This is a genomic window from Burkholderia sp. PR2 (genome assembly GCF_052372875.1).
GTDB classification, from domain to species: Bacteria; Pseudomonadota; Gammaproteobacteria; order Burkholderiales; family Burkholderiaceae; genus Burkholderia; species Burkholderia diffusa.
Genome location: NZ_JBQRWH010000003.1, coordinates 247,895 through 267,942, shown reverse-complemented (window position 1 = coordinate 267,942; position 20,048 = coordinate 247,895). Strand labels below are relative to the sequence as shown.

At 57.3% G+C, this 20,048-nt stretch carries 22 protein-coding genes, 3 pseudogenes and 1 other annotated feature; of the genes and pseudogenes, 15 read left to right on the top strand and 10 right to left on the bottom strand.

The genetic code is table 11. The features are described from left to right. The first annotated feature begins 10 nt into the window (after positions 1 to 10). From ACT2FV_RS16935 to ACT2FV_RS16920, 4 genes and pseudogenes are all read left to right on the top strand, one after another. Positions 11 to 799 (top strand): enoyl-CoA hydratase/isomerase family protein, encoded by a 789-nt coding sequence (locus ACT2FV_RS16935; protein WP_444504461.1) that lies wholly within the window; start codon positions 11 to 13, stop codon positions 797 to 799. Positions 800 to 914: 115 nt separating this feature from the next. Beyond that, on the top strand, positions 915 to 1,889 hold the full coding sequence (locus tag ACT2FV_RS16930) for an NAD(P)H-dependent flavin oxidoreductase (protein ID WP_444504460.1): 975 nt from the start codon (positions 915 to 917) through the stop codon (positions 1,887 to 1,889). A 31-nt stretch (positions 1,890 to 1,920) separates the two neighbouring features. Beyond that, positions 1,921 to 2,100, top strand: a pseudogene (locus ACT2FV_RS16925) (IS110 family transposase); the annotation flags it as partial. 157 nt (positions 2,101 to 2,257) lie between these two features. Continuing rightward, positions 2,258 to 2,374 (top strand): annotated as a pseudogene (locus tag ACT2FV_RS16920) (IS3 family transposase); the annotation flags it as partial. 225 nt (positions 2,375 to 2,599) lie between these two features. Here the strand turns inward: ACT2FV_RS16920 and ACT2FV_RS16915 are convergent. Then, positions 2,600 to 3,619: an IS110 family transposase gene (locus ACT2FV_RS16915; RefSeq protein WP_124906457.1), complete on the bottom strand. Its 1,020-nt coding sequence runs from the start codon at positions 3,617 to 3,619 to the stop codon at positions 2,600 to 2,602. A gap of 66 nt (positions 3,620 to 3,685) precedes the next feature. Between ACT2FV_RS16915 and ACT2FV_RS16910 the strand changes: the two are divergent. The 10 genes and pseudogenes from ACT2FV_RS16910 to ACT2FV_RS16865 all read left to right on the top strand — a co-directional run. Further along, positions 3,686 to 4,698, top strand: a pseudogene (locus ACT2FV_RS16910) (IS3-like element ISBcen15 family transposase); the annotation flags it as partial. A gap of 161 nt (positions 4,699 to 4,859) precedes the next feature. Next, entirely contained in the window at positions 4,860 to 5,780 is a 921-nt protein-coding gene (locus tag ACT2FV_RS16905; protein WP_444504459.1) for an AbiTii domain-containing protein, read from the top strand. A gap of 628 nt (positions 5,781 to 6,408) precedes the next feature. After that, a complete protein-coding gene (locus tag ACT2FV_RS16900; RefSeq protein ID WP_444504458.1) occupies positions 6,409 to 6,675 on the top strand; it encodes a hypothetical protein in 267 nt (88 codons plus the stop codon). Between the two features lie 16 nt (positions 6,676 to 6,691). Then, positions 6,692 to 6,868, top strand: coding sequence for a hypothetical protein (locus ACT2FV_RS16895; RefSeq protein ID WP_444504457.1), 177 nt, complete (start codon positions 6,692 to 6,694; stop codon positions 6,866 to 6,868). Positions 6,869 to 6,903: 35 nt separating this feature from the next. Then, positions 6,904 to 7,338, top strand: a complete 435-nt coding sequence (locus tag ACT2FV_RS16890) for a hypothetical protein (protein ID WP_444504456.1) — start codon at positions 6,904 to 6,906, stop codon at positions 7,336 to 7,338. A gap of 18 nt (positions 7,339 to 7,356) precedes the next feature. Continuing rightward, on the top strand, positions 7,357 to 7,650 hold the full coding sequence (locus tag ACT2FV_RS16885) for a hypothetical protein (RefSeq protein ID WP_444504455.1): 294 nt from the start codon (positions 7,357 to 7,359) through the stop codon (positions 7,648 to 7,650). 59 nt (positions 7,651 to 7,709) lie between these two features. Continuing rightward, positions 7,710 to 8,096, top strand: a complete 387-nt coding sequence (locus ACT2FV_RS16880) for a hypothetical protein (protein ID WP_217092525.1) — start codon at positions 7,710 to 7,712, stop codon at positions 8,094 to 8,096. A gap of 452 nt (positions 8,097 to 8,548) precedes the next feature. After that, positions 8,549 to 8,830 carry a hypothetical protein gene (locus ACT2FV_RS16875; protein ID WP_444504454.1) on the top strand — a complete coding sequence of 94 codons (282 nt, stop codon included), beginning with the start codon at positions 8,549 to 8,551 and terminating at the stop codon, positions 8,828 to 8,830. A 463-nt stretch (positions 8,831 to 9,293) separates the two neighbouring features. Continuing rightward, complete coding sequence (locus ACT2FV_RS16870; RefSeq protein ID WP_444504453.1) at positions 9,294 to 9,920, top strand: helix-turn-helix domain-containing protein; 627 nt, start codon at positions 9,294 to 9,296, stop codon at positions 9,918 to 9,920. 378 nt (positions 9,921 to 10,298) lie between these two features. Beyond that, the gene (locus ACT2FV_RS16865) at positions 10,299 to 10,442 is read left to right on the top strand and encodes a PDDEXK nuclease domain-containing protein (protein ID WP_444504452.1); all 144 of its coding nucleotides are present in this window, start codon (positions 10,299 to 10,301) and stop codon (positions 10,440 to 10,442) included. Between the two features lie 14 nt (positions 10,443 to 10,456). Here the strand turns inward: ACT2FV_RS16865 and ACT2FV_RS16860 are convergent, their stop codons facing one another. The 3 genes from ACT2FV_RS16860 to ACT2FV_RS16850 form a co-directional block, all read right to left on the bottom strand. Next, positions 10,457 to 10,687 (bottom strand): hypothetical protein, encoded by a 231-nt coding sequence (locus tag ACT2FV_RS16860; protein WP_444504451.1) that lies wholly within the window; start codon positions 10,685 to 10,687, stop codon positions 10,457 to 10,459. Positions 10,688 to 10,845: 158 nt separating this feature from the next. Continuing rightward, positions 10,846 to 11,253, bottom strand: coding sequence for a hypothetical protein (locus tag ACT2FV_RS16855; protein ID WP_444504450.1), 408 nt, complete (start codon positions 11,251 to 11,253; stop codon positions 10,846 to 10,848). Positions 11,254 to 11,284: 31 nt separating this feature from the next. Beyond that, the gene (locus ACT2FV_RS16850) at positions 11,285 to 12,310 is read right to left on the bottom strand and encodes an RHS repeat-associated core domain-containing protein (RefSeq protein WP_444504449.1); all 1,026 of its coding nucleotides are present in this window, start codon (positions 12,308 to 12,310) and stop codon (positions 11,285 to 11,287) included. Between the two features lie 59 nt (positions 12,311 to 12,369). On the opposite strand from ACT2FV_RS16850, the gene ACT2FV_RS16845 reads away from it, so the two are divergent. Continuing rightward, a protein-coding gene (locus ACT2FV_RS16845) for an IS3 family transposase (RefSeq protein ID WP_444504435.1) occupies positions 12,370 to 13,607 on the top strand; the annotation gives its coding sequence in 2 pieces (ribosomal slippage) (positions 12,370 to 12,661 and positions 12,661 to 13,607; 1,239 coding nt in all). Beyond that, positions 12,651 to 12,767, top strand: a sequence feature (AL1L pseudoknot). (Overlaps the previous gene by 117 nt.) Positions 13,608 to 14,641: 1,034 nt before the next feature. Here the strand turns inward: ACT2FV_RS16845 and ACT2FV_RS16840 are convergent. The 6 genes from ACT2FV_RS16840 to ACT2FV_RS16815 form a co-directional block, all read right to left on the bottom strand. Beyond that, positions 14,642 to 14,968 carry a hypothetical protein gene (locus ACT2FV_RS16840; RefSeq protein ID WP_444504448.1) on the bottom strand — a complete coding sequence of 109 codons (327 nt, stop codon included), beginning with the start codon at positions 14,966 to 14,968 and terminating at the stop codon, positions 14,642 to 14,644. A 213-nt stretch (positions 14,969 to 15,181) separates the two neighbouring features. Further along, a complete protein-coding gene (locus ACT2FV_RS16835; RefSeq protein ID WP_444504447.1) occupies positions 15,182 to 15,514 on the bottom strand; it encodes a barstar family protein in 333 nt (110 codons plus the stop codon). 201 nt (positions 15,515 to 15,715) lie between these two features. Next, on the bottom strand, positions 15,716 to 15,997 hold the full coding sequence (locus tag ACT2FV_RS16830) for a hypothetical protein (RefSeq protein ID WP_444504446.1): 282 nt from the start codon (positions 15,995 to 15,997) through the stop codon (positions 15,716 to 15,718). Between the two features lie 768 nt (positions 15,998 to 16,765). Then, positions 16,766 to 17,083: an SMI1/KNR4 family protein gene (locus ACT2FV_RS16825; RefSeq protein ID WP_444504445.1), complete on the bottom strand. Its 318-nt coding sequence runs from the start codon at positions 17,081 to 17,083 to the stop codon at positions 16,766 to 16,768. 86 nt (positions 17,084 to 17,169) lie between these two features. Next, complete coding sequence (locus tag ACT2FV_RS16820; protein ID WP_444504444.1) at positions 17,170 to 18,738, bottom strand: tetratricopeptide repeat protein; 1,569 nt, start codon at positions 18,736 to 18,738, stop codon at positions 17,170 to 17,172. Positions 18,739 to 18,792: 54 nt separating this feature from the next. After that, complete coding sequence (locus ACT2FV_RS16815; RefSeq protein ID WP_444504443.1) at positions 18,793 to 19,638, bottom strand: hypothetical protein; 846 nt, start codon at positions 19,636 to 19,638, stop codon at positions 18,793 to 18,795. Between the last annotated feature and the right edge of the window lie 410 nt (positions 19,639 to 20,048).

Below are 20,048 nucleotides of genomic sequence, written 5' to 3'. Positions count from 1 at the left end.
GGGGCACGACATGAATGCTTATGGAACGGAACGGGTCGTGCTTGCACGTGATGGCGCAGTGGCGAGCATCGTATTCAACCGCGCGAGTGCTATGAACGCATTGGACGTTCCCACCGCCGCTGCATTTCTCGCAGTCTGCGAGGCGGTGGCGAGCGATCAGGGCATCAGGGCGGTCGTCATCCGTGGCGAAGGGCGCGCGTTTGGTGTTGGCGGTGATCTCACGGCACTGCGGGACGGCGGGGTGGCTGCAGCGGAGGAACTCATCCGCTGTATGCATGACGGCATCAAGATACTCGCTGCGCTTGATGCGCCCGTCATCGCCAGTGTGCACGGTGCGGTGACAGGCGGCAGCTTGAGCCTTTCTCTGGCATGCGATCTTGTGTTGGCCGCGGAAGGAACGCGCTTCAATCTTGCCTACGCGAATGTGGCGGCCAGTTGTGATGTGTCCGGTTCGTGGAGCCTGCCGCGGATGGTCGGCTTGCGACATGCGATGGAAATCGCATTGCTGTCGCAGACGTTTGACGCCGCAGAGGCATTGCGCCTTGGCCTTGTCAACCGCGTTGTACCGGAAGACAGGCTCGGTGAAGAGACACTCGCGATTGCTCGCAAGTTGGCGGCCGGGCCGACGCTGGCATACGGCCGGATGAAGCGGTTGATGCGCGACTCGTTCGACCATGATTTCGCGACGCACCTCGATGCTGAACGAGACGGCTTCAAGGCAAGCGCAGAGACCGAGGACTTTCAGGAGGCGATTTCAGCGTTTTTCGGTAAACGGCCAGCGGTCTTTGCAGGGCGATAGGCATGCCGCTTGACATGCAGCGATAGACAGCTTTCGGCGCATCCGATTTCCGGTGGCGAAGGGAGCATGTTCCCGGAACATGAATGCCGGGCATTTTTGAACAGGCAGGAACGATATGAAGACCAGAATTACCGAACTGTTGGGGATTCGCTATCCGATCATTCAGGGTGGCATGCAATGGGTGGGACGCGCCGAGCTCGCTTCCGCAGTGTCCAATGCCGGCGGCCTTGGCGTGTTGACGAGCCTGACTCAGCCGTCCCCGGAGGCGCTTGCTGCCGAAATCCGGCGCTGCCGCGAAATGACGGACAAGCCATTCGGCGTGAACCTGACGATTCTGCCGTCGTCCAATCCCCCGCCTTACGAGGCCTATCTTGATGCGGCGATCGATAGCGGTGTGAAGGTTCTGGAAACGGCAGGCAATAATCCGAAGACGTTTATCGAGAAGGCCAAGGCGGCGGGCGTGAAAATCGTCCACAAGTGCACGTCGGTACGGCATGCGTTGTCCGCGGAGCGCAACGGCGTGGATGCCATCTCGATTGATGGATTTGAGTGCGCGGGGCACCCTGGCGAGGATGACGTGGGCGGTTTCGTGCTATTTGCAGCCGCCGCAGACCAAGTGAAGATACCATTGATCGCGTCGGGCGGGATTGCCGACGGTCGGGGCCTGGCCGCTGCACTTATGCTAGGCGCAGAGGGTGTCAACATGGGTACGCGCTTTTGTGCCACCGAGGAGGCGCCGATCCACCGCACTATCAAGGAAGCGTTGGTCGCGGCCAGCGAGCGAGACACTCAGTTGATCTTCCGCACACTCCACAACAGTGGCCGGGTGCTGAAGAACGCGATTTCGAATGAAGTCGTCGCGATGGAACGGCGACCGGGCGGGTGCGAATTCATGGATATTCAGCCGCTGGTTGCTGGAGCACGGGGGCGCGCAGCGCTTGAGAGCGGCGAGGTTGACGGTGGGCTCGTCTGGGCAAGCCAGGTGGTTGGGCTTATTCGTGACATCCCGACGTGTGCCGAGTTGGTCGAGCGTATCGTGGCCGACTGCCTCGTGGTTATGGAGCGTGGGCGCCGTTTCTGTGACGCATGAAGATTGCTCGTCGGCGGCTGACTCGGGACCTACCGCTCACCACTGGGCGCGGCGTTTCCAGTCGCTCGGCATTGAAGTCCGGCTGATCAGCCCGCAATACGTCGCGCCGTTCGTCAAGACGAACAAGAACGACCGCAACGATGCCGAGGCAATTGTCGAGGCCGCCAGCCGGCCTGCAATGCGTTTCGTCACGGTCAAATCGGTCGAGCAGAACCTGTCCGCATTTTTGTGGGTGAGGCGGTTGAACAGCGCGTTATCCGCGCGCCTGCATAAATCGCGGGTAGCACTGACCCTAGCCCACAAAACTGTCCCACTTGGAAGTGGAAAATTCCGGCATGACGATGTCATCGAGACTTGGAGGTCATGCCGTGAAGAAGAGCAAGTTCACCGAAGAGCAGATCGCATACGCGTTGAAGCAGGCCGAGTTGGGCACGCCGGTCGCGGAGGTCTGCCGCAAGATGGGGATCAGCGACGCGACGTTTTACATATATGGACTGCTCCCAATAGCAAACGGAAGTTGACGGACACGGAAGTCGATTGCGTACATATATCCGGCGTCAGGGCAGAGCCCAGCGCCCAACTGGAATTCCGCGCGTGCAGGCCTCAACAACTGGAAGACCTCGGGGGCCGTTATAAAAATCAGGTTCCCTGCTCGCCGGATCGACCGGAGTGCCATTCGTCAATTCGTCAACGCATCGTTGGTGACATTGCTACACTGCTTTCTGATACGACTGGCCGGTTGCAAGCATCGACCAGATGACACGGGCCATCTTGTTCGCGATCGCCACGATGGCTCGATTTGCGCCTCGCCGGGCCTGCAACGCAAGAGCCCAGGCGTGCTTTCTGTCGTGTTTGGTTGGAGCGGTTCGGAGTACTGCGCGTGCACCGTGTATGAGCAAGGTCCGTAGATGTCGGTCGCCTCGCTTGCTGATGCCGAGGAGATGTGTTCGATCCCCGCTTGAGCTCTGACGGGGAACGAGGCCGAGCCAGGCAGCAAAGTGACGGCCGTTCTTAAAGTCCTTTGGATCGGATACGGCAGCAACGATGGCGGTCGCCGTTTTGGGACCAACTCCTTCAATCTGCGCAATGCGCTGGCAGGTCTTGCTGGCCTTGAACACTGCATCGATACGCCTGTCGAATCCGGTGATGCGCTTGTCCAGTTCGCGCAACTGGTCCATCAGATCGGCCAGTATCTCGCGCGCGAGTGGCGTTAGGGCGTTCGTGGTGTCAGCGACGATGGCCGGAATCTCCCGGCGCGCACGCGTGATAGATTGCGCGAATACGATGCCTCGCTCTGCGAGAATGCCGCGCATCTGGCTCACCAGCCCGGTCCGATTGCTCACGAGCCGACTACGAGCGCGGTGAAGACTTTGAACATCTTGTTGCTCGAGGGACTTGATTGGCACGAACCGCATTGATGGTCGCTGCAATGCCTCGCAGATCGCCTCAGCATCGTTGCCGTCAGTCTTGTTGCCCTTCACGAAAGGTTTCACGAATTGCGGGCTGATGAGTTTTACCGTGTGGCCTTGCTGCTGAAACTGCCGTGCCCAATGATGGGCGCTTGAGCAGGCTTCCATCCCGATAGTGCATGGTGCAAGTCGAAGAACCAGTTCAGTCAGTTGGGCGCGGCCGACGCGACGTCTCAGCACAAGCGTGCCTGCGGCATCCACGCCGTGCAGTTGGAAGACATTCTTTGCAAGATCGATGGCAAGGAACCGAATGATTTCCATGACGATACTCCTATGAACGGTAACGTCAGCAGTTACGATACGCCTGCCGGAGCAGTCCATACCATTAACTGGCGCACGAAGTACGGCGGGCTGTCGCCATCGGAGCTGCGCCGGCTGAAGCAGCTTGAAGAAGAGAACGCGAAGCTCAAGCGGCTCGTAGCAGATTTGTCGCTGGACAAGGCCATGCTGCAGGACGTGCTGTCAAAAAAGCTCTGAAGCCTTCTCGGCGCCGTGAGCTTGTCACGGACTTGATGCAGCGTTTCGGCGCAAGCCAGCGGCAGACGTGCGCGTTGTTGCAATTGTCCCGCACGGTCTACCGTTACGAGTCGGTCGCGCGGGATCAAAGCGCACTGGAAATGCGCATCAAGGAGATCACGGAAGTGCGGGTGCATTACGGTGCGCCCCGCGTGTATGTGATGCTTCGCCGGGAAGGCTGGAGAGACAACCACAAGAGAGTAGAACGCGTGTATCGCGAACTGGGTCTTTCGTTGCGCCACAAGCGACCTCGACGGAACAAGTCGGCTCGCCGCCGCCAGCCGAAGCAGTCAGTAAGTGCAATCAACGAAATCTGGAGTATGGATTTCGTCGCTGATGCGCTGTTTGATGGTCGACGCTTGCGCACGCTCACGATCGTGGACAACTACACGCGGGAATGCTTGGCGATTGAAGTCGACGGCTCATTGCGTGGCGAACACGTTGTCGCCGCGCTGACCCGGCTTGCGCAGCATCGTCCGCTTCCACGCTATATCAAGGCAGACAATGGCAGCGAGTTCATTTCGAAGACGCTCGACAAATGGGCGTACGAGAACGGCGTGGAGATTGACTTCTCGCGTCCTGGCAAGCCGACCGACAACGCGAAGAATGAATCCTTCAACGGACGCTTTCGAGAGGAATGCCTCAATGCACATTGGTTCTTGTCGCTTGAAGACGCCAGACGCAAAATCGAGGTCTGGCGCGAGTACTATAACGAGGCGCGTCCTCACTCTGCGCTGCAGTGGATGACACCGGCGGAATTCGCCCGCCAGTGCATCGATCGGGCCGGTTCGGCCCGCCCCGAAGAGCCGGAATTTTCCAGCTAAGACTGGGACGGAAATTGGGCCAGCCTCATAGCGATCGACGAACGAGGCCGCATGTGGACGACCATCGCGGGCAGCGAGCGCGATGGCGCGCTGATGTGGCTCGCGAACCACGAACTGTAGGAAAACCGTAAAAATTCCGATCGTCACCGTCGGGGAGGAACGTGAAATCACTCGTTTTTGAACTTCAGAGTAAGGTGTTGAACAGTAGCTCAACGGTTTCGGATCTCCTCCGAACGGCCCTCATCGTCGCCCGTAAGTTGGACGTCACTGAGTTTGAAGCGTGGGTGATTCTTGAACTGAACGGTTACGCGGATCACGACGATGACGTTCCGAAATACCGAAAGTTACAAGCCGCGCTGAAGGTGTGGAACCCGTATCACGGTTGGCAGCCCCTGTTCACGGCGGATGCGAAGATGCACGAACAACTTGCGCGATCGGACATGAGCCAATCGATCGTCGAGCTCGAAACATTGCTTTGTGGAAAGTCGCAAAGCTTCTACAGCAACTTCAGCCCCGATCTGGAAAGGAGGCTGATGCAGAACATGGAAGTCGCGATGCGCCCAGCCAGAGAAGTGTCGCGGGTGCAAATCGCGGGTATTGTTGAGCGTGTCAGGAACCTTATTCTCGATTGGGCGCTTCGCCTCGAAAAGGCCGGTGTATTAGGGGAAAACATGACTTTTAGCAGCGAGGAGAAAGCGAAGGCGAATGAGGTCACCGTAACGTATAACGTCGAGAATCAGACGGTGATCCACGGCATGAGCAATTCGCAAGTGCAGCAGGGTACGAACCATTCGAGCCAAGCCTTTGCTCAGCATCAGGGGGGAGAGGAAACCGCGATCGCAAGTTTCATCTCCGAGCTGCGCAAACAACTTGATACGCTGGGGCTGTCTGACGACGCGAGACAAGAGATCGAAGCCGATATTGTGACCGTTGAGGTCCAGGGAAAGTCCCCGAAGCCACGGTCGGCGATCATTAAAGAAGCGCTGAAAAGTATTCGCAGTGTCCTTGAGAATGCTGCTGGGGGATCGCTCGCCGGAGCCATGCCGTGGCTTCTCACGGAAATTACCAAGCTCACTCACTGAGCCATGGATCGGAAAACAAAGGGAAGAAATGAGCAACCCCGCGAATGAACTGCATCAGCTAGTCCAAGCGAGCCGGAAAAAATATACGTACTTTCTCCTCACGGCTGCTGGGGCTTGCATTGGCTACGCGACAGAGAAAGTTGCCGGTCATCCGGCTGTTCAATGGGCGCTCTCCCTCGTAGCGGTAGCGTTGATCGCATGGGCCGCAAGCTTCTGTTTCGGGTGTTGGGCGGTTCAACACAATGAACATAGTCTGAAGTACAACCACACTCAACTGACTCTTGCGAGAGGCTCGTCGTATGACTATGCGGCTCTTGAAAGCCTGCTTCATGATGCGGCGCGACGCAGCACGCGGGCGAGTCGATGGCAGTTCAAGCTGTTCGTTTTAGGCGGCGTTTGCTTCGTCGTATGGAGGCTCACGGACATGCTGGGCCCTCCAGTGAGCGCAGTTAGACAGGCCGAGCAGCCGAAAACCGCGAGCCAGGTGCTTTACGTGGTCGGCGCTGGCGCCGTGCCAGCGAGTGCTGCTGTGAGGTTGGGTGTAGACGCGGACGGTCGCGACGCAGTATGCATTACGGCAAAACCATGAGAGCGTTCGCGACAAGCGCTGAATCCAAGGAAAATCAACATGTACAACGAACAGACATTTGAAGGTGGAGTTAAGGCACGGACGGTTGCCGGGGGCATCGTCCAGCATCCGGTCGTGATAACGCTCGATGGCATAGCCATCGAACTGACGCTGGCTGACGCGGTGAAGCTGCGCGATGGACTCGCTGCGTCCATCGCCGCCACGGAAGCCGTAGAGGGCGCCGTTCTCGCGCGCAACGGACATCACTTCACAATCGGCAAGACGATCTACGGCATGTCGGCGGTGCCGTCGAAGCTGCCCGCGTAACTCTCGGAAAACGATCATGGCTGACGTAACCGTCGCCGACGCACTTCGTCTCGCGATCAACGTACTGCGCGACTCGGTGGAGTCGCGCAAGATGCCATCGGAAATCGATCTCGACGGCGCAACGGCCGCGCTGCACGCCGATGCCGAGGATGGGCTCGGTGATTCGCTCGAGCAGCTGCGCGACCACGAATAGAAAAACAGGGACAACATCGGGCGTAAGGGGGCGCGGTGACATACATTGTGATTGTCGTGTTGGCGGTTTTGGGAATTTTGGTCTGGACGCGCAGGGCCAATCGGACCGAGCCTGGCGTCAGCGATCACGCGGAAAAGGAACTCGTGGAAGTCGAAAAGGCTCTTGCCCGCTTCTACCTCGCAAAGTCTCCTCACCCGATCCCATTGCGCCAAGCTGAACAGAGATATCTTGCTGTTGTCGCCAAGCACTTTCCGAGGGCTGATGCGAACCATTTGCTTACGTGTCTCTACAACGACTACGACGGCTACCGCCAGGGTGGCCATACGAAGGAATGGGGCGACGGGACGACGACCTTGTTCATTAATGAGCAAGATGCGGAGACTTGGGCCAAAGACGAGCCCGAGTATCAAGAGCAGTTACAACGGCAGTATCCGTGGATTTATCGACAGCAGGCACCGTCAGCCAGGTAGAGATAGAAAGGAAAACCCATGAACCGATTCACGTACCGCGCCTACTACCAGTACAACGGACCGTCACACGCCAATCCCTTTCGAAGCGAGAAGTCTGATCAGGAAGTGGCGGAAGCACTTGCTCGGTTCCCAAGTGCCTTGGAGCTATTCTTGGACCGGGATGCTTCGATTGAAGCACCGCAGATTCAAGCTGACCCCAGCTCGAGCTACGTGACCGTGGTGACGCTTGCGGATGAGGGGTCGACTGATGCGGTGGTCGAGAAGTGCCTGAACAGCCTTGACCTCTTTGGCGAAAAGCTCTCAGCAGCATAGACAGGAAAACGGCGCCAACGCTTTCGAAAGTTCAGACCACCAAAAATTCGGGGGATGTTATGGCAGATATTGTGTCGTCGCTTCAGGTGGCGTTAGAAATAGCCAAGCAGTTGCGCACGCTCAACGAGAAGGTCAAGGATGCGGAAATTAAGATGCTACTTGCCGATCTGCAAAGCGAACTCGCTGACGCCAAGGTCGAAGCCGCCGGGCTGAAGGAGCAGATTGCCGCGCTGACTCAAAAGAACACCGAACTAGCATCGAAACTCGAGTCGCGATCGCGCGAAGAGCCGGAGATGATGTCTGGCGGATACAAGTTCGGCGGAGAGGGTCCTTACTGCGCCCGTTGCTACGAAACATCGGGCAAAAAAATTCGCCTGCCTCGCTCTGTCGGCATACACGCGCACTTCGGCCAGTGGACGTGTCCCGTTTGCCAGAACCATAGCTGACGACGGCCTCGAAGACAGAGGAAAACAGGGCGCGAGATGGAATTCCACTTGGACGCGAACGGTACGGACGGGACACGGCCGCTGCTCTACATGTGGGAGATACACGATGCACAAACGGCAGAGCTGCGGGGCCGATACGTCGGTAAGGCCGTGCGCGGAAGCCGGAGACCGCGCAATCACTACGTGCGTAATGTTCGACGGCTGCTGGCCAGCTTACCGTATCGAAAAGGTAACCCGGGCGGCTTCCGAATGGTCCATCGGGCGCTGGCTATGGCCGTTCTGAAAGGCGATCGGATCACATTGACCTTGCTGCGGAACGTGGGGGCGGAGGAAGACATAAACGAAGCGGAGCGCACAACCATTGAAGCGATGGGTTGCACGCTAAACGGATAGGAAAACAATGGCGCGCGAGCGCTCCGCACCGGCCGGTAGCCGAAGGGTGAACGAAGAGAATGTACAAGACAATTATTCCCGCAACCGACTGGTTTTTTGTTCACGAGGGCCATCAGGAGCCTGTCGTATGGCCGCTGGCGGCATGGGGGCTGAAAGAAACTGGTGAAACCGTCGGCTTGATTGGCGCATTCGGTCGCGAACAAGGTCGCAATAATGAAACGCCTTCGCTGTCCGCTGTTGCTGCTGTCCCGGGGCGATATCTGCATCGTACGCAGCTGACGCAGCAGGAACTGGAGCTTGCCGCGAAGCGTGCCCGCTTGGATTCGGCCCCTGTTGCGTAACGGCCCCGGAAAACAGAAGAAAGATGATCGACCGCCCGCAATACACGACCGCGGAGTGCGTCAGCATGGACGTTGACGTGTCCAGAGCTTATGACACCGCTTGTGACCTCGCAGTGTCGATAGAAGCGCCGCACGTGTGCATAGACATTTGCGTGTTTGCGGACGGTAGCAAGCTGCAATTTGAAGCTCGGCGCATGACTGTCCTTTGACACTGGAATCCAGTGAGCGAGTTAGCATCGGCCTGTAGATGCAGTGGGATACCCTACCAAGCGATGGAGTTGCGGCATCGTCCAACGTTGCAAGCGGCGCTTTAATTGCTTAGGAGTGCAATTTAACATAATTAACATGATCAACGTTTTTGGTTGTAGTAGCTTTTTAGAAATGTCGTGTTCTAGCCATTTAGAAATGTCGCGTTTGGACCTCGGTAAGCTTGCCAGCTCCCCGTCAGATCATGGAGCCGGCGATGCACCGAACAGCACTGGTGACATTGAACATGCGAGAACTCGATCGTCTGAAGGTAATCCAGGCTGTAGTGGATTTGGGCCTGAGGCCTGGCCGCGCGGCCGAACGACTGGGCCTAACGGTCCGGCAGATCGAACGGCTGGTGATTCGGTACCGGGAATCTGGCGCGGCTGGACTAACGTCGCGCAAGCGTGGTCGTCCGGGGAACCGGCGATTGGACGAGGAACTGGCTCGACGAGCGCTGACGATCATTCGCGAGCGCTACGCGGACTTTGGCCCGACGCTGGCCGAGATTGATCAAGCCGCCGTTATCGAACACAAGCGTCTGAGTCACGTACTCCTGGTTGCGCAGGCGATCCAGGCGCAACGCGATAACAGCAGGATCGGTAAGGCACCGTCCCGCACACATCGAGGCGACTCGACCAAGACGAATCGCAACACCACTCAGCCGAACAAAAAGAAGCAGCGTGAGTTCACGCAGGCCGATGTCGAGAAAGTGATCGTGGATCTCGCCGAACGCAGACAGCCGCAACAGCCCGCGCGCAAACCTAGCCGTCGGTCTGCAAGGGGCAATGACGCAAGCGTAAGCACCCTGCCCGTTCAGGATCCGCTCTTCGACACGGCGTGATCTGCAGCCCCCATGAGAAACAAATCCTGAACCCCTGAAAACACGACATTTCTATTTAGCTGGCGCCACGACATCTTGAAATGGCTACGACAGACATGACAGACATGGGGACAGTTCCTTAATAGAGATGTTGTCCCGACGCGCATGCCGCCGGCTGCGCCGAGATAAATTGTGAATATCCTGGTCGTCGCACGTTGCGACACTGCTCGCCTATCTCGACGACACGCCAGCGCCTTCGGTATGCGGAAAAGTCGCTCGAAGCGCATTGACCATGCAGATCAAAACGGCAGCCTAACCCAACTGCCACCTCCGCAGTCCAATCTCCGCACGAGGCGCGCTCACGGCCCTATATTTTCGACTTCCTCGGCTTGACCGAAAATGCCCAGGAGCGATATCGAGCGCTCGCTTACGCAGCATATTAGGCACCTCGTTCTCGAGCTGGGCGCCGGATTTGCTTCCGTTGGGTGTCAGTATCGACTGGAGGTATGCGGGGACCTGTTTTCTACCCAACGGTCAGAATGAGTTATAACAAAAAATCAAATGTCTGCCTTGCTGATGATTTCGTAAATAAGATCTGAAAACCCCTCGACTTCCTCCGTTCCAGAAAAACGACAAACATCCATGTTTCCATCAGCAAACACGTCAACTTCGATCCGCAGACCTGGAAGCGTTATGCTGACCAAAACTGTGTCGGACCGATGCCGTGAAAGAGAGTAATAAATTTTTCTGTCTTCGAGGCGATTAAGCAGTTCATATAAAGGGTGCATGATAATTCCTTGCTGCCTTCGGACGCAACTCTAGTGCCTGCCAACAATGCGCGAGCAAGATCCGAGCACGCCGCGCGGGCTTATAAATATCATCAGCTGGTCACCGTCCAGAAGCAGCGGTCCGTGACCAGCACCTTCAAGTGCCTGCGCCTGAATTATTATTTTTTCAAATACGCTTCGTTGCGCCTGGTTGCGCTGCTAAGCAAAACCAATAGTTCAGCTGCACGCCTACGCAACGGAGCCCAACATGTATCATTCATCACACGCCTATTTTCCGCTGCGTTGGTGGCTCCTTCCAACACTGAAGCCGGAATTTGATCGAGTGCAGCTACTATCCGTGCAATGCCATCCCTTTCGGGCTCGGTAAGCGGGCCTGGAATATCCAACAAAAACATCCCTGCCGAGACGTTATCTTTAATTTCCCACGCCACGTTGTAATTTCCCATTATTGCACATTGTTTATCTGCGTCTGCCGCGAGAGTCTCTATCGCCTTTATAAAATATAGGTAGGAATTGGCGAATTGTTCCTCTGGGGTGAGTTCGTCGCTATCGGGTTCATTTGTCATATTGGTGGCAAAAAAATTTCACTGGACAAGTTCAATACGCCGGAGAGCTGTACGTCCCGAGGAATACGGCGATACCCCAAGGTGTCAATTGCGGGATCGACGGTGAGCTCGGCTCCGAATTCGGTTTGGGATGCGCTTCATCCTCCGTGATAGGATTGCCGTTAAGGTCATAACGATACCAGCCCCTTTCGCCAGGGGTATTCGTTTTCCAATACCCATTCTCAGCATTAGGAGGCCCACCATTGGCTTTGTCTGGAACATATTGACATATTTCCCGGCCACCCGATGGCGGCTTCGGACCAAAAAATGTCCCGGGCCGCTGACCGGCTCCTGCAGGGGTCCATGGTCCACCTGGGACGTTCGATGGCGGCACCATTCCCGGCCGCCAAGCCTGTAATCCACGCGGGTCGATGTAGCTTATCGGGTCCCCATCCACATAGGCGTACAAGTTCGCGCCTCCATTCAAGCCGATCGGGTCTTCGCTCAAGAAGCGTCCGAAAACGGGTTGATAATACCTCGCCCGGTAGTAGAAAAGGCCTGTGCCGTCGTTCTCCCGTCCGGTGTATTGAGCGCTGTTACTGCTAATTTCGCCCGCCGCCGACGACTTTCCATACGGGTCGTAAGCGTAACTCGTCTTGAGCGCTCCGCTCGTATCCGTGAGCGCGACCGTGCTACCCAACGCATCTGTGATGAAGCTCCGAGCGCCGAGGCCATCCGTCCGGCTATAGATTTCGTCGATGCGGACCCCGGTCAGCAAATTCGCAGTGGGCGTAGCACCCGCCAATTCCTGCACCGCGTTCGGTCCGTCGTAGAGGAAATTGGTCGCCGTGCCGTTCACTGTCTTGGCGGATCGTCGCCCCATCGCATCGTAGGTAAAGCTTGCAGTCGCCGTCCCCGCCAACGAGGCGAGCCGGCCACGCGAATCCCACCCGTACGTGAGGCTTCCATCGCCGGTGAGGCTGCCGTTTGCGTCATAGGTCAGCGTAGTTCCGGACCAGTTGGTCAGTCGGTTATCGGCGTCGTAAGTCGCACTCGCTAGCGCGGCCGGGAGGTTCATGTTGGCGAGTGAACCGCACCGGATTTTGTGGAGGCTCGTATTCTTGAGAGAATCGAGTCATGAACAAGAAGGCAAGCAAATTTTCCCCGGAAGTGCGGGGGCGCGCAGTGCGTCTGGTACGCGAACAGCGTAGCGAACACCCGTCGATGTGGGCAGCAGTCGAATCGATTGCGCCGATGATCGGCTGTACGCCGCAGACGCTGCTGGATTGGGTCAAACGCGACGAGGTCGACCGCGGGGAGCGCGATGGCGTGAGCACGGCCGAGCGTGAACGCATCAAGGCCCTGGAACGCGAGGTCAAGGAACTGCGCCGGACCAACGAGATTCTCAAGCTGGCGAGCGCGTTTTTCGCCCAGGCGGAGCTCGACCGCCGTTTCAAGTCCTGAAGGCCCTCATTGATCAGCATCGCGACACCTTCGGGGTCGGGCCGATCTGCAAGGTCTTGCGGATTGCCCCGTCGGGCTACCGACGCCATGCTGCGCAGCTTCGCGATCCGTCCAAACGCTGCGCCCGCGCCAAACGCGATGAGCTTCTGCAGCCGGAGATCAAGCGTATCTGGCAGGCCAACATGCAGGTCTATGGCGTGCCGAAGGTCTGGAAGCAGATGAACCGGGAGGGCATCTTGGTCGCACGCTGCACGGTCGGGCGGTTGATGAAGCTGCAGGGCTTGCGAGGCGCAGTTCGCGGCAAGCGAGTTCGCACGACGACTCCCGATTCGAGCGCGCCGTGCCCGCTGGATCGGGTCAACCGGCAGTTCAAGGCTGAGCGACCGAATCAGCTTTGGGTGTCGGATTTCACCTACGTCTCGACATGGCGGGGCTGGCTTTACGTGGCGTTCGTCATCGACGTGTTCGCCCGTCGCATCGTTGGCTGGCGCGTCAGTTCGTCGATGACCACGGACTTTGTTCTGGATGCACTTGAACAGGCGCTGTACGCTCGCCAACCGGGTGACGACGGGACATTGATACATCACTCCGATAGAGGGGCGCAATATGTCGGAATTCGGTACAGCGAACGTTTGGCCGAGGCGGGTATCGAGCCGTCCGTCGGCAGCCGTGGCGACAGCTACGATAACGCGCTGGCTGAAACGATCAACGGTCTGTACAAAACGGAACTGATTCATCGGCGCGCCCCTTGGAAAACGAGGGAATCCGTCGAACTGGCAACGCTGCAATGGGTGGCCTGGTACAACCATCATCGGTTGATGGAACCGCTCGGCTATATCCCGCCCGCTGAGGCTGAGGCAAACTACTACAGGCAACTCAGAAATGCCGCTGACTTGCCTGCATTAACTTAAACCAACCGGCCTCCACGATTCCCGGCGCGGTTCATGTCGTCGATTGACCCGCAAGTTTACGGGGCGTTCTTCCGTGACAACCCGGTCTTCCTGGAACGGACACATGATCGCATGATCAGTTATTGGGATTGCTACTACCGCTGGCTATACAAGCGAAAACGCGACTACGTTGGATTTCGGGTGTTTGAGCGGTTCCGCGAGTGGGAGGCTTCCATCTAGCGGCGGCCTGTTGGGTAGCGCGCGGCAATTGAGCGCGCGTTCCACCTCAGATGGCCTAACTGCGTTGACCGTCCTGCCAAGTGACGTACCCAGTGGTACCCATCGCGTCGACGTTGGGCATTTCACCAACCTGAATGTGTTGAAAGAAGCCCAAACAATGGCCCCAAGGTGATCTTTCGGGATGTGGCTCAATCCAACACGCATATCCCAGACGCTTCCAATCCAATGACATGTCGCCGTTGCAACGCCGGAGAATATGTTGTGCGATTACCTCGCACCAAGTCAAAGCAGCTTCTGCCGCCTCTGCTTTGATGAAAACTCCAGTCGTCGACTCGTAGACTTCGATCGCTCCGCGCTCGAACAGCTCTAGCGGTCCAGGCTCGTGGTACTGAAAAATGACGAGATACTCGTGTGACATTTTATGGTCGAGCGGTTGGTGACTTCACGTACACATCCGTTGCTACGGATTGTCGCCGATCTAAGCGCAAGTATCGACCGTCCGCTGATAGCCGAATCCCGCCCGATGTAAGGGGCAGCGCCCGACCCACAAGGGACAGTGGTACTTCTCTGAAGCGTGGCCGCGCTCACTTCAAAGCGCTCGTATTCAGGCGCGTCCCATGGTCCCGGGTCTAGAGGGTATTCCCCGTTGAGCGATAGGTCATGCCACGCCGTCATTTCCGCAAACTTTCTGCGCGTTTCATCAGCTAGCGGCATCGAGTCCTCAATCGGACCAACCCCGTATGCGCTGCGAGTAGTGTCGTCTCCCGCCCAAATACAACCGCCCCCATTCGAACGTGAGTCTGAGTCGATAATTTTCAGTCATCGCAAGCTTCCGCGTCCGGGATATCCTCAAGTGCGGATAGCACGACCTTGAAGAACTCTTCCGCAAGCGCGTAATACTCCGCAGCTTCGGGTCTCCCGGCCGGGAACTCGTGCATGAAGCTTCTGCCGCGGTCGATAAGGAAGCTGATCGGTCGATAATTCTCGCTAAACCAGCAAGCAATCGTGTGATTGACCGCACTGGACAACTGATAGATCGTCGCGTCGCGCCGATACAGACGAAGCTCGAGAAAGCGCTTGTCATTCAACTGGCGTTGCAGTGAAGCGATTTGCTCGAGCAACCGATTGAACTGCGTTGTCAAGGCGGCCACCTCTCATGGGTTCGTTGTTCGCGGACAGTCTGAATCAGCTTCGATGAGGCTATTTGCCTCGTGACTTGCTGGATATCGAACTGTCTCCGTTCGGTCTGAATCCGGCCAAGAATGCAAACACGCCAGTGTTCGATTGTCAGCGATCCGCACTGAGGTGTCGACCGTCTGCTTCTGGCCGCAGTGCGCCTGTGGTTGACCTTCGAATCAATCGTAGTACGACAGTGCGACCAAAGCGGCTCCATGCTCGCGCGTACGACGCCAGTTCACGAAAGCGCACGCGTCTTGCAAAGCCTCGAATAGGTCTGGACAGCGCCTCCTGAAACTGATGACGGCGCCAAGCTGTATCGCCAACGTCTCTCCCGGCCTGACATGCAAGCTCGTCATCGCGGCCTCGGGCTCATCGAGGTAACTCAAACAGTCAACCAACGCGTCCATGTTGTTGCCATAGAACGAGGGAAAACCAAAGATCTGTGAGAAGACCCGATGGAATGAAGGCCAGTCCGTAATTTTAGTCGTGTCTACGAACACTTCCGTCATCGCGCTACTCCGAATTCCATTTTCAGAGTCTTCTGCATCAGTTGCTCGACGATCCCGAATTCATTGCGGTGAGCCGGCAAGTTGCGCTGTCATACCCCTGAATCGGAAAGCGATCGCGATTCTTGGCATCCTTGATCCATGCTCGTGCACGACCACGGCCTGACTGCGTTGCGCCGGTCTCCGGATCAAGATGCTTCACTGCTAAAGGGCTTCAATGTGCTTGCCACCGATGTGCAGGAGAATCCAGCCAATCACCAAAGAAACTGCTGCACGCGAGAACCACACCTTGAATGCCATCGGAATATCCAGCACATCGAGAGCTTGAACCAGGCTGTAGAGCCCTATGCAGATTGACACGACACCAAGGGCGAGGGATGCGACGGCAGATGTCTGGCGAATCGATCTGCTGCGTACATCGGTTGTTGCTTTGGGAGCGTCGATAGTTGCCGATGATTCCTGGCGTCGCGCACCGATTGGCATCATGTGCTTAACCGTCGTATTTGCCCGCCGTCAGCTGCGGGCGAAGCTTTTGCACCGTCAGCAACCGTGCCGACTTGGATGAATTGCGCCATGAGACACAACACAAAGCTGAGGATCATGACGCAGCGAGTCGGCGAGAAGAATTTGCTATTTCCTGGTACAACGAAATTTACAACGCCCGTCCTGTTACCCATGACAACGCCTTGTGCCGTGGTAGTAGAGGAAGTCGGTCCCTGAAGTGCGGACGGAGTCCCTTGAATGAAGCGAGTGGCGGCAAGCGCGCCGACGAACGCACACGCTACATGACATTCAATCAACCAAGGCGGCTGTGGCAGTCCCGGGACCGCAAGCGCCAGATTCAGCGATGCCACGATAACCGCAGTTGCAGCGCTGATTGCTATCGCCAACGACCATGATTTGGTTCGAATGTGCATGTGTGTCCGCTTCGATTAGAAGAGCGTTCGACCTTCGAAGGTTAGAAGCGGCATAAACTTCCGGTGCGATTTATGGAGTGAGCCAGATCGACTAGCAGCGCCGTCAATCGAGGTGCAGGCGACGGATATGAAAATCATGCCTATCCGTGAGATATGGAATGTAACAGTAGCTCGAGAGCGAGTATGATGCTGTCAACAATAGTCAAATGGCGAGTACTGTTTGGCGACGCCGTACAGACCATCGCTGGCACTTCAAACGCTGGTTTTCGTTCGAACAAATACCGCTTCCGTTTGCCCGCCGCGCCCCGTGTGTGAGGGCCTTCGTTTTGACCGTTCGTTAAGTCTCGAATTGCGCAGCCAGATCTAGAAAGCTGTCCGAGATTCGCATAGCGCCTTCTGATGCCATACCGATCATGGGTAGCATGAACACGGCTCCGGTCGAGTCAAAGACCAACAATTCTCCGCCACCGTTCGTTGCAAATGCCAGGTACCCTGGTGCGAGCGTTGCGATCTCCATGTCTACGTTGTTTTGAGAGATTTCATTGACCGGCCAAAGCACTATGTACCCTGGTTCAGATCCATCCCGTGTGAATCCTTCAAAAATCCCGTGTGCGGATAGATAGTCGATGTATTGAATCGGGATGGGTGGCGGCATGTGCGCGTCCTCGGTTATTCGAAGATTTCACTGTTGATTGTCGACGATTCAGGTGGCGGTCCCGAGTGACCACAGGCGACCGCCACTTAGTGACCTGGAGAGAAAGGTGCGTTCAGATTGAAGGCGGAGAGCCCAATATAACCAGGCGGCCTATTAGGGAGTACGATGTCGTGGCCGATTTGCCACTGTTCTGCTGCGTGCTTGGCTTGAACTTGTTCATCGTAGGTCACATACCTCGATATCTCCGCAAATTGCTCTCGGGCCGGTTGATATTTGTTGCGCACCGCAAGCCAGCTCCATGCAAGCGCACGGCGCTGATCGAGCTGGACACCTTGACCGTAGTACCAAGCCAGGGCGAGATCGTATTGTGCTGCCGAGTCCCCGGCCGTTGCTGCTGGCATGAGCCAGCGAAGCGCCGTCTTGTAATCGACCTTCACGCCGTACATGCCGAACTGATATGCCCAGCCGACGTTGCGCTGAGCATCGTGTTCGCCCTGGTAAGCGGCGCGCTCCAGCCAGCGCATGCCTTCAGCATTGCTCTGGGAAACGCCCCGCCCGAGTAGGTAGAACCGCCCGAGCGCAGACGCTGACGGTCCGTTGCCGGCCTCCGCGCCTTGCTTGTACCATCGGAATGCTTCGTTGTAGTCCTTCGGCACCCCGTAGCCCCACTCGTACATGAAACCCATCGCGGCCATGCCGGCTGGTTCATTCATTGCGACGGCCTTGCGGTACAAACCAAGCGCGCTTTCGTAGTCAGGCTTGCCGTTTTTTCCGCGGAACGCAAGATTGCCGAGCTCGACATAGGCATGCGTGTCTCCCGCGCGCATACCTTTGAGCAACCAATCTCGGGCGGTCTTCTCGTCAACAGGCACCCCTAGTCCGTAAAGATACATTCGGCCAAGGTTCGAGTTTGCCTGTCCCACCCCCTGGCTGGCAGCCTGCCTGTATAGGTCGAGTGCCTTCTTATAATCGAGCGGGACGTAGCGCCCATTTTCGTACAGATCGCCGAGGTTATTGCGTGCAATGGCGAACCCTTGGTCTGCGGCCCTTTCGTAGAGTCGAGCCGCGCGCGTACCGTCACGTGGAACGCCGATCCCGTTAGCGTAGAGGTACGCGAGCGCGCTCTGGGCACAAGGGTTGTTTTGATCGGCGGAGCGCTGAAACCATGCGGCGGCCTGTACAGGATCCTGCTCCACACCCTGACCGTTAAGATAGAGCACACCAAGTCCGTACTCGGCGTATGCGTTGCCTTTCTCAGCGTATTTGCGGTTGACTGCGAGGGCCTTCGCGGTCGAGTTGGCCCCAGGGTTGCTTGACATGTCTAGCGCAGCCAGGGCAAGTTCGCCGTATGGATTACCTTGTCGAGCCGATTTCTCGAGCATCGCCCGTGCGACGGCCTCGTTGCGCGGCACGCCCAAACCGGCCAATGTGAGGATCCCGAGGTCGGCCTGCGCGCGCGCATCGCCGCCGCGCTCAAGCGGTTGCAACAGCATCGCAGCTGCTCGGTACCGCTGTTGGTTGATGGCCAGTTCTGCGGTGCTTACGCTCGAGGAATTGCTCGACGCAGAGTCGGCAGCGAGAGAGAGACTGGTCGTGGCGGCAAGATTGCCGGCAAGGAAAATTCCTGCGAGGCGAAGGACAGTTCGATAGGTCATGGGGATTCGGCCGCATGATGGGTGTGGCAGTACGTTGTGTCGTGACAGCACGGTTCAGGCGAAATCCGGCAGGTCGCCATGCGGAGGGAGTGGCCTTTTCGGACCTTGCCCAATCGTCGCTATGAAAAGCAGCAACCAAGCGACCACGGCAATCACCCCAACGCCAACGCCAGCGGGACCCCACTGGACTTCAAACGGGTTGAATGTGGCGCCGAGATAGTGGGAGAACACAACCGTGTATGGGAGAAGTCCAATTAGAGCCGCAGTGAGAGAAACAACGCTCACCATCAAGGTCACACCGCATTGCCATGCACGTATGCCAGGTGGCGAAACAAGGGTCGCTGCGACAAGGACGACCAACCAGACTATGAAGTGGTACAGCGGGGCGTGTTCACCGAACTGAGCGTACATCCAGCCGTGGCGGAGAATCATGCCGAGATATGTGCTATACAGCAGCGCGTTAGCCAATGCGAAGAGCACCCGGGCAGTTACCGTCCGCCGTCCTGTCGGGGCGTCGGCTGGGGCGGCTTGCAAGTGCAAGTCTGCCGCGCTGCTATAGAGCACCGCGATCGTGGCTGCGATCGGTCCCAGCGCGACAATAACGAGCGGCCAGGGGAGCAACGCGAACCATGCTAGGAGTGCTGTCACACCACCAGCCGCGTAGAGCTTGCGTGCCCACGGACGCCGGCGAAGCATCCCTATACCTGCGACGAGGGACGCAATTGACCATAGCGCTGCGACGGCCCAGGCGCCGCGCTGCTGAAGTGTATATGTTGCAGCAATGGCGGCCGATTCCTGCCAGAAAAAACGCGTGAACGAGGCGAGCGAGATGAGCGACATGGTCGATTGAAGGATCGATGTGAGGATCATCACGTAGAGTGCAGTAGGTCTTTTGATCATGATGCTGCTGAAGAGTTAGGCGTGCCGTGCCCGGTCACCGGGTTCTGGCTGAAATCAGAATGTTGTGGCTGTTGCATTGACGTTCCCACGGGTTTTGAAAATTCAACCCAGGGAAACGTCACATTGTCTTAGCGAAGGTCAACGATTGTCATATGCGATCGATGTTGATGGTGCGTCAACCACACCAGCTCGTAACCTGTTCTAGTGGCGCTGGAGCGCCAAATCAAAATTCTCACGGCACGCGTAAAACTCTGTCCGCTAGATACGATATCCGACAGTCCGCAAAGGCCGACGAGCAACACTACCAGATCGCGAAATGAATGGGCGGTTCACGAAGTGGAACCGATGCCTGAATGTCTAACCGACGGCGCGCGTGAACGACGCTTCATGGCCGTACTGCGTCCCATGAC

Excerpts from the sequence above, each read along its gene's own strand:
- ACT2FV_RS16935 (WP_444504461.1), top strand. The coding sequence starts at position 11 with ATGAATGCTTATGGAACGGAACGGGTCGTGCTTGCACGTGATGGCGCA.
- ACT2FV_RS16930 (WP_444504460.1), top strand. The coding sequence starts at position 915 with ATGAAGACCAGAATTACCGAACTGTTGGGGATTCGCTATCCGATCATT.
- ACT2FV_RS16915 (WP_124906457.1), bottom strand. The coding sequence starts at position 3,619 with ATGGAAATCATTCGGTTCCTTGCCATCGATCTTGCAAAGAATGTCTTC.
- ACT2FV_RS16900 (WP_444504458.1), top strand. The coding sequence starts at position 6,409 with ATGTACAACGAACAGACATTTGAAGGTGGAGTTAAGGCACGGACGGTT.
- ACT2FV_RS16895 (WP_444504457.1), top strand. The coding sequence starts at position 6,692 with ATGGCTGACGTAACCGTCGCCGACGCACTTCGTCTCGCGATCAACGTA.
- ACT2FV_RS16885 (WP_444504455.1), top strand. The coding sequence starts at position 7,357 with ATGAACCGATTCACGTACCGCGCCTACTACCAGTACAACGGACCGTCA.
- ACT2FV_RS16880 (WP_217092525.1), top strand. The coding sequence starts at position 7,710 with ATGGCAGATATTGTGTCGTCGCTTCAGGTGGCGTTAGAAATAGCCAAG.
- ACT2FV_RS16875 (WP_444504454.1), top strand. The coding sequence starts at position 8,549 with ATGTACAAGACAATTATTCCCGCAACCGACTGGTTTTTTGTTCACGAG.
- ACT2FV_RS16870 (WP_444504453.1), top strand. The coding sequence starts at position 9,294 with ATGCACCGAACAGCACTGGTGACATTGAACATGCGAGAACTCGATCGT.
- ACT2FV_RS16865 (WP_444504452.1), top strand. The coding sequence starts at position 10,299 with ATGCCCAGGAGCGATATCGAGCGCTCGCTTACGCAGCATATTAGGCAC.
- ACT2FV_RS16860 (WP_444504451.1), bottom strand. The coding sequence starts at position 10,687 with ATGCACCCTTTATATGAACTGCTTAATCGCCTCGAAGACAGAAAAATT.
- ACT2FV_RS16855 (WP_444504450.1), bottom strand. The coding sequence starts at position 11,253 with ATGACAAATGAACCCGATAGCGACGAACTCACCCCAGAGGAACAATTC.
- ACT2FV_RS16850 (WP_444504449.1), bottom strand. The coding sequence starts at position 12,310 with ATGAACCTCCCGGCCGCGCTAGCGAGTGCGACTTACGACGCCGATAAC.
- ACT2FV_RS16835 (WP_444504447.1), bottom strand. The coding sequence starts at position 15,514 with ATGACGGAAGTGTTCGTAGACACGACTAAAATTACGGACTGGCCTTCA.
- ACT2FV_RS16830 (WP_444504446.1), bottom strand. The coding sequence starts at position 15,997 with ATGATGCCAATCGGTGCGCGACGCCAGGAATCATCGGCAACTATCGAC.
- ACT2FV_RS16825 (WP_444504445.1), bottom strand. The coding sequence starts at position 17,083 with ATGCCGCCACCCATCCCGATTCAATACATCGACTATCTATCCGCACAC.
- ACT2FV_RS16820 (WP_444504444.1), bottom strand. The coding sequence starts at position 18,738 with ATGACCTATCGAACTGTCCTTCGCCTCGCAGGAATTTTCCTTGCCGGC.
- ACT2FV_RS16815 (WP_444504443.1), bottom strand. The coding sequence starts at position 19,638 with ATGATCAAAAGACCTACTGCACTCTACGTGATGATCCTCACATCGATC.